Annotated in this window: 7 protein-coding genes; 3 read left to right on the forward strand and 4 right to left on the reverse strand. The window is 55.7% G+C overall.

Annotated features, from left to right (window positions below; all coding sequences use genetic code 11):
- The first annotated feature begins 44 nt into the window (after positions 1-44).
- Entirely contained in the window at positions 45-2,555 is a 2,511-nt protein-coding gene (locus AB4Y89_RS02345; RefSeq protein ID WP_442299303.1) for a glycoside hydrolase family 95 protein, read from the forward strand.
- Positions 2,556-3,066: 511 nt separating this feature from the next.
- Positions 3,067-5,235 carry a glycoside hydrolase family 3 C-terminal domain-containing protein gene (locus AB4Y89_RS02350; protein WP_442299304.1) on the forward strand — a complete coding sequence of 723 codons (2,169 nt, stop codon included), beginning with the start codon at positions 3,067-3,069 and terminating at the stop codon, positions 5,233-5,235.
- Between the two features lie 22 nt (positions 5,236-5,257).
- Here AB4Y89_RS02350 and AB4Y89_RS02355 read toward each other — a convergent pair whose 3' ends face one another.
- Positions 5,258-6,856 carry a malectin domain-containing carbohydrate-binding protein gene (locus tag AB4Y89_RS02355; RefSeq protein ID WP_442299305.1) on the reverse strand — a complete coding sequence of 533 codons (1,599 nt, stop codon included), beginning with the start codon at positions 6,854-6,856 and terminating at the stop codon, positions 5,258-5,260.
- 637 nt (positions 6,857-7,493) lie between these two features.
- On the opposite strand from AB4Y89_RS02355, the gene AB4Y89_RS02360 reads away from it, so the two are divergent.
- Positions 7,494-11,072, forward strand: a complete 3,579-nt coding sequence (locus AB4Y89_RS02360; protein WP_442299306.1) for a TonB-dependent receptor — start codon at positions 7,494-7,496, stop codon at positions 11,070-11,072.
- A 437-nt stretch (positions 11,073-11,509) separates the two neighbouring features.
- Here the strand turns inward: AB4Y89_RS02360 and AB4Y89_RS02365 are convergent, their stop codons facing one another.
- The 3 genes from AB4Y89_RS02365 to AB4Y89_RS02375 form a co-directional block, all read right to left on the reverse strand.
- The gene (locus tag AB4Y89_RS02365) at positions 11,510-11,932 is read right to left on the reverse strand and encodes a DUF6196 family protein (protein WP_442299307.1); all 423 of its coding nucleotides are present in this window, start codon (positions 11,930-11,932) and stop codon (positions 11,510-11,512) included.
- Between the two features lie 137 nt (positions 11,933-12,069).
- On the reverse strand, positions 12,070-12,615 hold the full coding sequence (locus tag AB4Y89_RS02370) for an ester cyclase (RefSeq protein ID WP_442299308.1): 546 nt from the start codon (positions 12,613-12,615) through the stop codon (positions 12,070-12,072).
- A 98-nt stretch (positions 12,616-12,713) separates the two neighbouring features.
- A complete protein-coding gene (locus AB4Y89_RS02375; RefSeq protein WP_442299309.1) occupies positions 12,714-13,724 on the reverse strand; it encodes a zinc-dependent alcohol dehydrogenase family protein in 1,011 nt (336 codons plus the stop codon).
- Between the last annotated feature and the right edge of the window lie 15 nt (positions 13,725-13,739).

Below are 13,739 nucleotides of genomic sequence, written 5' to 3' on the forward strand. Positions count from 1 at the left end.
CAGAAACGGGTGACCGCCATCGGTTGCAGGAGTGAAAGCCCAGAATGAACGTCCGCCATGCAGTCGTCCTCACAGCTATCGGCACTCTCCTAAATGGGGCAGCGCACGCCCAGCGGCCCGTGCACAGCGATGTCCTCTGGTACGACCGTCCTGCAATCATCTGGGATGAGGCGCTACCTGTTGGCAACGGCCGCCTGGGTGCCATGGTCTTTGGCGGGGCGAACGACGGGCCGAACAACGGCGACCTGCAGGATGCTAAGAAAAATCTGCCGTTGATGGACGGCAAGAGCACGCGCTGGCAGGACGAGCATTTGCAGCTCAACGAAAGTACAGTATGGCAAGGCTCGCGTACGGATCTGCTGAACCCGCGCGCTCACGAAGGGTTCCTGGAGGCGCGTCGACTTTTGTTGGAGTCACGAGGAACGGACAGCGCGAAGATCAGTCAGGCAGAGAAGCTTCTGGAGCAGACCATGCTATCGACGCCGCGTGGTATGCCGGGTTATTCCACACTGGGGGATCTTTATCTTCGTTCGAAGTCCGACTCTCCCGTGGACAATTATCGGCGCTCGCTCGATCTCGACACGGGTGTCGTGCGCAGCTCCTATACGCAGGACCGCACGATGTACCAGAAGGAAACATTCGCCTCGGCACCCGACCAGGTGATTGTGATGCACCTTACGGCGAGCCATCCTGGCGCCATTTCCTTCAAACTCAGCATGGATCGTCCTGCGGATTTCACGACCGTCGCCCTGGACGCTCATAACCTCACACTTCAACCTTCTGCCGACCACCACGACCAGACTCGCTTCCATGGTCAGGCACGTATCCTCACCGATGGCGGTCAATCCTTGCAGGATGGCAACTCGCTGCAGGTAATTAATGCCAATCGCGTGACTATCCTTATCACCGCCGCGACTGACTTCAAAGGCGGCCGCTTTGCAGGAGGCGATCCCGCCCTGCAGGACGAGGCCACGCTTGATCGTGCTGCGAAGAAGAGCTATGAGCAACTCCGCGAAACCGCTACACGCGACGTCAGCCATTACATGCAGCGCATGCATTTCACTCTCGGTGCGGCCGACGCCGCCCTCGAAGCGTTACCTACGAACGAGCGATTGCGCCGCGTCGCAGCCGGAGGCAACGACCTCGGTCTGCAATCGTTGTACTTCCAGTTTGCACGCTATCTGCTGGTCGGATCGAGTCGGCCCGGCGGCCTTCCGGCAAACCTGCAAGGTCTCTGGGCGGCGGGCATTAGCAACCCCTGGGGCTCCAAGTTCACCATCAATATCAATACCGAAATGAATTACTGGCTTGCGGAGCCAGGTAATCTCGGTGATCTGCACCAGCCGCTTTTTGATCTCGTCGACATGGCGCGCAACCCTGGCAGCGGTACCGGCACGGAGGTCGCGCGGAAATACTACGGCGCGCAAGGCTTCGTCATCCACCACAACACTGATATATGGGGGGATGCTCATCCTATCGATGGTGTTCCTTACGGTATCTGGCCAATGGGCGGAGCCTGGCTGACGTTGCATGCCTGGGACCACTATGCTTTCTCGCTCGACCGCGACTTCCTCCGTACGCGGGCGTGGCCTCTGCTGCACGATGCCTCACTCTTTTTCCTGGATTACCTCGTCGACGACGGTAGCGGTCATCTTGTCACCGGCCCTTCATTGTCACCAGAGAACAGGTACAAGATGGCCGATGGCACATCGCATTCCATTACGATGGGCCCGACGATGGATATGGAAATCGTGCGGGAGCTTTTCACGCGTACGCAGCAGGCGGGAGATATTTTGCACGAGGACCCAGTTTTTCTAAACCGCGTTCGAGTGGCGGAGTCCAAGCTGCTTCCGTTGCAAGTCGGACAGCGTGGCAATTTGCAGGAATGGCCACTCGACTACGACGATGCGGAGCCCGGACATCGGCATATATCGCACCTTTGGGCGCTTTTCCCGGGGACACAGATCAACCGGTGGCACACCCCTGGCCTGGCCCGCGCTGCGCAAAATACATTGCAGACGAGACTGGAGCACGGCGGCGGCCAGACGGGATGGTCGCGTGCTTGGGTTGTCAATTATTGGGATCGCCTGGGCGAAGGGGAAAAAGCCTATGAGAGCATGCAGGTCCTCTTTCGCCAATCGACGTTTCCGAACATGATGGATACCCATCCTCCGGGTGTCTTTCAGATTGACGGTAACCTCGGTGCCGCTAACGGTATGCTCGAAGCTCTGGTACAGTCGCGCTGGTACCCCGACCATACTGAAGTCGACCTCTTTCCGGCGCTTCCTTCGGCTTGGTCGCAGGGCAGCGTCATCGGCTTGCGGCTTCGCGGCAACAGCTCGCTCGACCTGCAGTGGCAGCCGCGTGGTGCATCCGTCCACTGGCATGCGAACCGCACCGGCCCGGTCGATCTTCGCCTCCCACAAGCGATCGATCCCCGCAAAGTTGTCATCGAGGGCAAGCCCGTTCCCGTATCACAGATTGACGGGCAGGTTGTGCACCTCAATATGGCTGGAGGTCACATCTACACGCTCCGTTTTTATGGACGAGAATAGGCTACAGATTGCGCCATCACCAACTATTCGCGTTTGCCTGTAGCCGTGATTTCTGACGGGGCTTAGCATCGCAAACTTTTCCGGAAGCCGCGGAGAGCGTAAAGTCTGGCGCTTCGTCCCTGCTACAAGAGTTTGCACGAAAGACACTCTACTCACGAAGAAGACGAAAAGAGCGCAAGGCAGACCTGGCCCACGGATTAGATCGCAATCCGAGAGATCCCCTTGCTCCAGGGCAATTTAACGTAACCGAGGGAGATAAGGGGCCTTGGTTCAGGAACATGGTAACGTTCGAAGGTTCTAAACAACTTTGTGCGATATAGAACTTCACAACGGTTGTTCGTCGTTGCAGTATCGATCGGTAAGCGCGACAAAGACAATAACGGCGAGGGCGGTGCCTTTGACGTCATGAAAAACCCTAGAGGCATGGGGTAGCCGGTCAGCCACTTGGAGCAGGGGACACAACCGAGAGGAGTAAGCGTTGCAACGGAGCGGATGTAGAAAATGGGTTCTTTTGTTCTTTGCTGTTCTTATATTGGCCGCACTCAAGGCAGATGCGCAGGTGGAGTATCCATTCCGCAATCCGAAGCTAAGCGATGAGGTGCGCATTGCAGATTTGCTCAAGCGCCTGACCTTGCAGGAAAAGGTTGACCTTATGGGAGGAAATGCCAAGGTTCCTCGCCTGCATCTCGCCCTTTCCGACGAGGCTGAAGGTTTGCACGGGCTCGCACTCGGCGGCCCCGGCGGATGGGGGCCACGCGGTCGTCCCCCTTTACCGACGACCACCTTTCCCCAGGAGAAAGGGCTGGGCGCGACATGGGATCCGGCACTGATGAAGAAGATCGGTGCTCTCGAAGGAGAGGAGGCGCGGTACTACTATCAAAACCCCGCATTCGATTTTGGCGGAATTGTGGTGCGTGCGCCTAATGTTGATCTTAGCCGCGACCCGCGCTGGGGGCGCACCGAAGAATCAATGGGCGAAGATCCCTACCTGGTTGGCACGATGACGGTGGCATTCATTCAGGGGCTACAAGGGCCCGATTCCAAACACTGGCAGGCCGCATCTCTGATGAAGCACTTTCTCGCGAACGAGAATGAGGATGGTCGATCCTATACATCATCGAATTTCGATGATCGCCTTTTCCGGGAGTACTATTCCGTTCCATTTCGTATGGGTTTCGAGCAAGGTGGATCCCGTGCCGTGATGGCTGCTTACAATTCCTGGAATGGCACTCCCATGATGATCAACCCGGTCCTCAAGGAGGTCATGCTCAAGGAGTGGGGCAACAACGGGATTATTTGTACCGACGGGGGCGCGCTAGGACTTCTGATCACAGATCATAAGAGCTTTCCTGACAAAGAACGTGGTTCCGCTGCCGGCGTTAAGGCCGGCATCAATCGATTCCTTGATGACTTTCAACCCGAGCTGACCAAGGCCCTTAGCGAAGGTCTAGTGACTGAGGCTGATATGGATGCGGCGCTCAGGAACATGTTGCGTGTTCATCTTCTTCTGGGAGAGTTGGATCCACCCGGCGTTGATCCTTACGCGAAGATTGGCCGCGAGCAGAAGGCCAAACTCGCGTCATGGGGTCGTACCTCCAGTAGGGAACTGGTGCGCCAGGCGACGGATGAATCGATCGTCCTGCTAAAGAACGAGAATCACGCGCTGCCGCTGGATCGCACCAAGCTTAAGACCATCGCGGTCATCGGTCCCTGGACCAACGAAGTCCTGCTTGACTGGTACAGCGGAACGCCTCCCTCTAGCGTGAGCATTGCGCAGGGGATCAAAGAAGCGGCGCCAGAAGCCAGGGTTCTATTTAGCGATGGTTCCGATGTTGTGGAAGCACAGAGTTTGGCTCGAGAAGCTGACGTGGCTATCGTCGTCGTGGGAAATCATCCCACCTGTAATGCTGGATGGGCCCGCTGCCCCATACCTTCCAATGGCAAAGAAGGTATTGATCGGAAAACCCTGGTTCTCGAACAAGAGGATCTGGTGAAACAAATCCTTTCGGCCAATCCACACACCATTGAGGTGCTACGCTCCAGCTTCCCCTATGCGATTACCTGGAGTCGAGACAAGGTGCCCGCGATTTTGCACATGACCCACAACAGTGAAGAGGAAGGTCATGGCCTCGCCGACGTACTCTTCGGTGAATATTCGCCGGCGGGCCGCCTGAACCAGACCTGGCCTGAGAGCGATGCGCAACTGCCGCCAATTACTGATTACAACATTCGACACGGCAGCACCTATATGTACGCGAAGCAAAAGCCGCTTTACGCGTTTGGGTACGGATTGAGCTACACGACATTCACGTATGAAGATCTAAGCCTTAGCTCTCACAACGTGAACGCCGATGGTGAGGTCCGTGTAAGCGTGAAGGTAAAGAATACGGGCAATCGCGCCGGCGACGAAGTGGTACAGATCTATGTCCAACATCTGGGTTCGGCAGTGGAACGTCCTCAGCTCGAGCTTAAGGCGTTTGAGCGCATCCATATCGAATCAGGCGCCTCCAGGAATGTTGTATTCAATCTCAAACCGCGCGATCTAGCCTATTGGGATGAAGCTGGTCACGTCTGGTGCATCGAGAAAGAATCGATTCGTGTACTCGCCGGAGGATCAAGTGACAAACTTCCCGTTCAGGCGACTCTCCACGTCGAGAATACGGGTGAGAACAAACCATGATGAATTCACACCCTAACCGCGATCATTCCGACTCGTCGATGACTTCGATTGCGGAGACCGTGGCGTAATTTACGATGGGGTCGAACGTTATGTCGAGTTTTCCTTCCTGGGAAGGTCGTAAGTGATGGAATGTTTTGGTCAGGGCACGCTGGGTGCCGGCTTCTTTGAAGATGTCGAAGTCGTCGAGTAGTGTTGAGCCATTGCAATAGACCCGAAACACCCGGCTTCCCACGCCGACGGAGCCTGGAGTTTCCGGGGCCCAGTAGAGTTCCGCGAAGTGAAGCACGAGCGTATAACGGCCTCGAGTATCCACCGGAATGGAGTAGGTGAAATGGCCATATCGCTCCCACGCGTAAAGATTTGGGTCTGGAGTGCCACTGACCGTTCGCGGCTGATCGTTGGTTGCGCCGTTGCTGAAGTAGTTATCCGAATGCCACAGATTCCCGATATGGTCCCGGACTGCAGTCGGTTGCATGACCAGCCGCACAGGCTGCTGCCGGTGGGGCAGTCCGGGCAGAATCTCAATCGCATTCAGTGAGGGCGCGGACCGCCCTATGAAAAACTTCAGATGGAGGTAGCCGTCTTTGTCCGGATGGATCTCCTTGAAGACCTTCTCGTCGGCGATATTCGTTCCCAGCGCGTCCGCATTGATATTGAAGTTGCTCAGGAGTAATTCGCCGTTGGCGCTCACATTGAAGAATTGCGTCTTAAAATCTTCAGGCGGCGTTGCAACGAAGAAGAGGTGTAGCTCATAGGGGCCCGGCGCGAGGGGAATGTCGTAAGAGAAGTCGCCTGTTCGCCACTGATCGAACAGCATCGGGTCGCTCGTCCGTGAAACGGGCAAATGTGGGCGTTCGAACGCGGCACCCCCAGAGAAGTAGCGATCGGCTTCCCAATATGCGCCTGAGCTGTCGATTTTCGGACTTCCCTGATAGCCGACCAGCAGGCGCAATGGCACATGAGCGGCGTTGGCAGGAGCTGCCAACCGCGTGTCGTTCCGGGTACCTGCCGCCGTCAGGTTCTCTGGATGTGCCGGCCTCGTTCTAAGAACGAATTCGCGTGCTCCGAAGCCAAGCACAATCAACAGCGCAATTCCTGCCAACCCATAAACCCACCCATAAACCCAGATCCGCTTGCGCCGGTTGTCTGATCGTGTGTGATTGTTGACGTGGATTGTAGTTTCGACAAGGTCCTTAGAGCCTTCGGCAGCCAAGCTATCAAAGGGAGCGGTCCGGAGATCTGTTGCCTGAGAAATAGGGGAGGGTAGGCTCACCTCAAGAGATACATTCCGACAGTGGAACTCCGGCACGTAACTCCGGACCGGCAGGGAGATGACAACCGCGTGGTTCTTTCCTTCGGTCTCGTAATACTCCTTAAGTCTCTTCCTCAGCCGGAACGTCTCGACGCGGACGATGGAGTCAGTGGAACCATCGAAGGTGGCTTTTGACCTGTCGAAGACCTCCGTGGCGATGGAGTATTCGTTTATCTCCTCGGTCCTGCCCTGTAGAGATCGTTCGGAGACGAATTTCAAGAGCTTGGCCAGGCGTGGATTGCGTGCCAGAGCGGTGAGCACCGCTTCTAATTCTGAATAGGCCGATTCTGAGTCGGCAACTTGCCCCATGGGGAGTGCTCCAAATCAATTTCAATTCATAGTACAACTGCCGCCCCGCCAGATAAAGAATCTTCCGCATGGCCGACGGAGCCTTTGCTGGGTCGCGTTACAAACGTTAAACGCATTGAAATCACTAGGCGTTAGATCGGCTGCTTATACCGGCCTAGTGAGCCTTCGGAATGCCCTCATTCCATTTAGGCCGCGCCTCTCGCAACCCGAAAGCTCCACAGGGACTGTCTTAGGTTTGCCGAGCATTGTCCCAATCCTGCAGCTTTCAAATGTCGACCGCATGGTTTGGCGCGAAGCTGACTCCGGTGCCGTCTCTGTCAGCAACCGCACTCACACCGGGATGTCCGGCTCGCATCGAGTTTGAGACATCGCCTGTTTAGCCCGCCCTGGAAGAAAAATCAGAGGCGCAGGACCCCTCTCTTGGGCCGTTAACGAGGTCGGAGCCGGCATGTAACAAGCGATTAAGCCTCTTTGTTTCAAGAACATGGCAACGTTCGAAGGCTCTAAACAACTTTGTGCGAGATGGAACTTCACAATCGCGGTTCCTCGCTTGCAGGATTCGCTCGATTCACTTTCTGAGCAGTGGCCGCAACGGACGGCGACCCAGAGCCGTTATCGAAGGATTCGGAGGCAGCAGATGCGAAAACTAATGTCGAGAGCGTTCCTTGTATTGGCCATTCTGGTCGCTCTTTCAATATCAGCACATGGCCAGCAGACGGGCAGCATCGTGGGAACGGTAGCCGACCCAACCGGGGCAATCGTCACAAAAGCCCGAGTCAGTCTCACCAACACGCAAACCGGGGATATCCGCAGTACAACTTCCAACGCCGAAGGATTTTTCGTGTTCACCGGCACGGTAGCAGGGGACTACACGGTGAAGGTTGAATCCCGTGGATTCCGAGGCGCCGAACAGACGGGGATTCATGTTGGTCCTGGTGATCGCCGTGATCTGAACGTTACGTTGGCGGTTGCGACGAACGACGCGACGGTTACCGTGGTCGCCGCGTCTTCGATCGTGGTGGAGTCCGGCGATCTTTCCAGCACGTTGTACGAGAACAATATTAAGAAGCTTGCCCTCCAAGGTCGGGACGTTACCGAGCTACTGAAGACCCTGCCCGGGTTTAACGTCAATACCAGCTATAACGGCGTCCAAAACAAGCCTGGCTACGACACCCAGGTTACAAGTATTGCTTCGGCAGTGGGACGCGGTGTCACAGCGAACGGCGCTCCCGACCGTGCCGGCGGAGCGGATTTGATCTCAGATGGCGCCCACATCCTGGATCCAGGATGCAACTGCAATGCTAACCAGACGATCAATGCCGACATGGTATCCGAAGTTAAGGTGACAACTTCGGCATATGGAGCGGACAGCACCACCGGTCCGGTCGTGGTTTCGGCCGTTGGCAAATCGGGTTCCAGCGCTTTCCATGGGGCAGCGTACTTACATTTCCGCGATCACTCCATGAACTCGAACGACTGGATCTACAAACACCAAACGCCGACCCAGGAGCGACCAAATGATCGCTATTGGTATCCCGGCGGTCAAATCGGCGGTCCGGTGCCATTTACGCACAAGAAGCTGGTGTTCTTTACTGCCTATGAGTATTACAACCAGAGCTTTCCCGAGCAGACGAGCGGCGGCCTGCTTAAGGCGTTGGTGCCCACGCTGAGCGAACGTGCCGGCCACTTCGACCCCACTCTCCCTGACAACGCGGCGTTGTGCAGCGCCATCGCCGGCTGGGTTGCCGGTCAGTACCGCTGCCAACCAATCACCGAAATCGATACTGCGAACGGCTACGTCGGCGGCATCAAGAACAGCGATGTTTCGGCTTATCTCGCACCGGGGGCTCAGGCTTTGATGAAGATGATTCCCGCGCCGAATCACACTCCCACCTCTGCCGCGGACTATAACTGGGTGAAGCCGTTGATCAATACCAACAATGGCTACATGTTCCACGCGAAGACGGATTACAATCTCAGCGACAACACCAAACTGTATGTCAGCTTCAATCAGCAGCACGAGCTCTACGGCTCGCCCGTGCAGCGGTGGTGGATTCCCGCCGATTCGATCGACACTCCGGGCGGTCCGGCCACTTCAGCGACTTCGCGGACGATCTCGGGTAACTTCGTCAAGGTCTTTACCCCGACCATGACGAACGAGTTTATCGCGGGGTTGAGCTACCTGTACGATCCCATCACCTTCTCGAATTCAAAGGCGGTGGATAGAAAAGCGTTGAACTATCCGTATACCTCCCCCACTACGTCCACCATCATGCCTAGCATTGCCAATAGTTGGTGGACGAACGATATGGGGATACCGCAGATGATGGATACTGGCCGCGGCTCTTATTTTGAGCGAAAGTGGCAGCCTTCTATCGACGACAACTTCACCCTGGTACTGAAGACGCACACGCTGAAGTTCGGCGTCAGCTGGATGCAATCTGCAAACAGAGGGACAAATGTCGGCCAGTCGGACGGGCCAAATGGTACCGCCGCTTATGGGCCGGTCTGGGACTTCAACGGACCAGGCGGAAGCCAGATTACCTCTGCCTACAACCCTGTCCTCGATTTCATGTTAGACCTGCCAAGCAATTTCTCTTATCTGCCTGTTACCCTCTCCGATATGAAGGGTTCTGGCTGGGGCTTCTACGGTCAGGATCAATGGAAGGCAAACAAGCGGCTCACGATTAACTTCGGCCTGCGCCTATCGCACGATTTGCCATGGGAAGACGCCAGCGGTAAGTACGGAGCTTCGGCCTGGACCCGAGCCTGGTACGACGCCGATCTTGGCAAAGGCACGGCGCTCCCCGGCATGCGGTGGCATGCGATCGACTCTTCTGTTCCGCTGGCGGGACGTTCCCTGGACGCGATCTTTTTCGCTCCGCGTTTTGGTATCGCCCTCGATCTGCGTGGTAATGGCAAGACTGTTTTTCGGGGAGGGTTCGGTACCTATTACTACCGCGACGGCCTGGGTGGTTCTTCAGGAACCAGCATGGCGCAGGGTGGCACCCAGTGCAGCCTGAGGACACCTACATTTCTCTCTCGGGTCGATGCTGGCACAAACGTTGCGTGCGCCAATACACTCGGCGGCCTGACCTCCGGTTCGGCAGTTGACCCCAACGATCACGTCGAGCCGCATACCTACACGTACAACTTCACCGTTTCACAGCAGTTGATTGGGAAGTCGATACTGGAGCTTACTTACTCTGGCAGCCAGAGCTCGGATTTGATCAATAATCTGGCGGACGTCAACAAGATTCCAATTGGCGCGTTCCTGAAATCGGACCCGAACCCCGAGTCCGCGGACTACGGCAAGCGGTTTCCGATCGACAAAATTACCGGCACCGTGTTGCAGGACTACCGTCCACTTACTCACTACACGTCAATGAATCTGATCCGGCATGGTGCCTGGGCAAACTACAACGCTCTGCAGGCCTCATGGCTCAAGCAACAAGGCGCCCTGACCTTCAATCTCAACTACACGTTGTCGAAAACCCTGGGCACCAGCGGGACCGCGGATCCCATCAATATTCAAAATGATTACGGCCTTCTGGGTCAGGACCGCACGCATGCCTTCAACGTGTCATGGGCCTACGAGCTAGGCAACCGCTTCCAGAACAACAAACTCAAAGCAGCGGTACTCAACGGCTGGATGGTCTCCGGCATCGATACCCTCCAGAGCGGCGCTCCACTGCCGCAGAGTTTCTCGATGAATCTCGGGTTGCAGGGCTCAAATGCTCTGGGCACGTACAACACCATCAACAGTACCTACTACCTCGGTACTCCCGATTACACGCTGATGCCCAACCTCGTCTGCAATCCAGCTGCCGGTCTTAGCGGTGGGGCATACATCAATGCCAAGTGCTTCAACGCGCCGGCCGCGCCCCAGTTCGATGGGAACGGTGTGTTGACCGCTCTGGGCGGTCAAGGGCCGTACCATATGCCCTATCTCCGAGGACCGGCCTACTTCACGAACGACCTCTCGCTCTCCCGTACGCTCAGGATTAGTGAGCATCAGAACGTGCAGATCAAGTTCACTGGCATGAACTTCCTCAATCATGCACTAAAGTCGTTCGACCAGAACAGCCCCAACAACCTCAACCTGAACTTCACAAAAGGTGTCCTTGCTACTTCGGGAACCGACTGGGCGTACGGTGTTCCGAACGTGAAGTTCGGACGCCGCGTGCTTGAACTGACCCTGCGGTACAACTTCTAACTTCCGAGACAGTTACGACACGGGATGGGATCAACCATCCCGTGTCTTGAAGCATGAAGCATGGAGCAATAAGGACGTCGCTCCGCGACCGGTGGCCGTGTCCACCCGGCCAATCGCCGATACGCGGCGTCATTAAGAGCGGAGGCTAGTCCCTGGCTAGCCTTCGCTCTACATCTTTAGAAGAAATGCTCTAGATCGCCGGCAGAAGACTTCACGCGAGATTCGGCTCGGTTGTTCATCTTGGTGATGCGTTTGCACCTCTCTTCCTTCGACAACAAACGATCACGTCCCGCAATGAGGGTCCATGCCGGAAGGAAGAGAGGGAGAACTGAAAGTAATCGAGGCATTCAGGTCGATATTGCATCTCTGCTGTCTCTCGAGATTCGCTATGTTTGGAGTGGGCAGTCGTCCTGATGGTCCATGTGAGAACGGCATACTCACCGCTTCAAATCATTTATCAGCTTTTCTGTTTCAGTCCGCAATTGAAAAGGGATGCCCCAGTAGTCGAAGATCCCCCCGCGGCTGGAGTTCTGGCCGCAGATCACGAAGACCCCGGTTCCCAACTTGCGTTTTAGATGAGTCGCGAGCCAACCCACGAAACCGCTGTTGTCGACATCGGCCGGAAAGTGGAACGAAAAAACGCCAAACCTCTCTTCCGAAGAAGGGCCGGATGGCTTGAGCATGCTCCATACATCTCCATCTCGAACGAAAGCGACAGCGCTTTCACCAGTCTGAATCTGTACATTCCCGGGCAGTTCAAAGAATGAGAAGGGGGAATCGTACCAAACGATATCGGCTCCTGAGAGCACCCTGCCGAGGCGAGCCTCAATCTGGTCATCCGTCTCATGACTAATATGCATCTGTCATCCTCCCCAAAGGCGCATGGTTGGCAAATTATGGTTGGACAAAACCCGTTCCATTCCTGGGGAGAGCGAGGCTATGAACAAGTAAGTCCTTGCCGTCATTCCGCGCGTAGAACCTGAGCTAGGGTGCGTCTTCACGGTTTCATCCTTGAATCGTCACGTACTTTTGTAGCGTTCGTCTGAAGTTGGAGTTCCACGCCCTTCCTGTCGGTTTGTATCCAGTATTCAACGATTTTTCCGTTCTTCACTCGATAGACAGCACTTGTTACTTCAACCAGCGGTAGGCCTGTTGGTTGAAAGCCATGAATCGGAGCAAGATGTCTTCCTTCCTGTTTCCAACGCACATAGACCCTATCCCCGTCTGAAACGAGTTCCGCGATCGTCAGTTTGTAGGTGCCGTAGGTGCGCAAAAACTCTTGAACATGAGCTGCATAATCCTCTGGCGTTCTCACGATCGTGGTTTCACCTTCTGATGTGAGCTGATGCGCCTGAACCAGCGGAGCAAAGAACTCGGAAGCTTTTGCCGGATCCCGCCCAGATCGAACGATATTGATAAACTGTTCGACGACCTCCCTTGGTGCATTCCGTTGAGTGGGCAGGGAGCGTTTGTCGCCCTGATGTTCAACTGCAAGACCGCGTACGAATACCATTCCTAGAAATAAAGCCGAGTAAAGCTTCATCAGTTCTCACCAATCAATCTGCTCGCTCAAAGCGCAGTAGGCCATCACAGTTGCAAAAGCGGCCTCCAGCAATGAGGCGTGAACCTCTCCATCGCCCGTTACGGCCGGACGCGGATGACAATCTTGCCGAATGCGCCGCGATAAAGATGATCGTAGGCTTCGAGCGCATCAGGGAAGGAGTAGACGGTGTCGATGACCGGTCGAATCTGGCTCTTCTCCAGTTCCTCATTCATTTCTTCGAACATCTTTCTCGATCCCGTTACCATTCCGCGGATGGTGACCTGTCTCTGCAACATCGGAAAGATTGGAATTTCTGAGGTGAAGCCATCAAGTATCCCGATCACAGCAATCTTTCCTCCGGGCCTGATTGTCTCGATCGATTGTCCCAGGCTTCTGCCCGCCGCGACCTCCAGAATCTGGTCGACTCCCTGTTGTTCGGTAACCTTCAGCGCTTCTTTGTGCCATTCGGGAGTTCGAACATAGTTGATGAGGTCCTTCGCTCCGAGTTGTTTCGCCCTTTCAAGCTTTTCGTCACTGCTTGAGGTGACAATTACTCGTGCACCGGCCGCCGCCGCCAGCTGCAAGCCAAAGATGGAAACGCCGCCAGTGCCTTGTACGAGAATAGTCTGGCTGGCCGTCAGCCCTCCGTTCTTCACCAGCGCATGCCATGCAGTGAGAGCGCCAACTGGAAGCGTTGAAGCTTCTTCATCCGTGAGATAAGTAGGAGAATGAACCAGAGCGTCCTCATTCAAAAGCAGGTATTCGGCCAGCCCTCCGTGAATGGTATTACCCAGCGTATGCACAACTTCATCGACTGCTGGCGGCCCATCGATCCACCGCGTCGCATAGTTCGAGATGACGCGATCTCCGACACGGAATCGCGACACCCCGATTCCAATCTCCACTACGTCTCCGACTGTATCCGCCACTTGAGTCATCGGAAACGGAAGGTCAGGGTTGTAGGTCCCTTCGACGACCATTTTGTCGCGGTAATTCAGTGATACGGCGCTGACGCGGACTAGAACGTCCCGTGCACCCGGCTTTGGAACCGGCACATCCAACTTCTTCAGGTTCTTCAGACCGAAACCTTCCAGTACCCAAGCTTTCATGCGATACCCCCAATG

It is taken from the genome of Terriglobus sp. 2YAB30_2 (assembly GCF_052114765.1).
Classification (GTDB): domain Bacteria; phylum Acidobacteriota; class Terriglobia; order Terriglobales; family Acidobacteriaceae; genus Terriglobus.

Excerpts from the sequence above, each read along its gene's own strand:
- AB4Y89_RS02345 (WP_442299303.1), top strand. The coding sequence starts at position 45 with ATGAACGTCCGCCATGCAGTCGTCCTCACAGCTATCGGCACTCTCCTA.
- AB4Y89_RS02355 (WP_442299305.1), bottom strand. The coding sequence starts at position 6,856 with ATGGGGCAAGTTGCCGACTCAGAATCGGCCTATTCAGAATTAGAAGCG.
- AB4Y89_RS02360 (WP_442299306.1), top strand. The coding sequence starts at position 7,494 with ATGCGAAAACTAATGTCGAGAGCGTTCCTTGTATTGGCCATTCTGGTC.
- AB4Y89_RS02365 (WP_442299307.1), bottom strand. The coding sequence starts at position 11,932 with ATGCATATTAGTCATGAGACGGATGACCAGATTGAGGCTCGCCTCGGC.
- AB4Y89_RS02370 (WP_442299308.1), bottom strand. The coding sequence starts at position 12,615 with ATGAAGCTTTACTCGGCTTTATTTCTAGGAATGGTATTCGTACGCGGT.
- AB4Y89_RS02375 (WP_442299309.1), bottom strand. The coding sequence starts at position 13,724 with ATGAAAGCTTGGGTACTGGAAGGTTTCGGTCTGAAGAACCTGAAGAAG.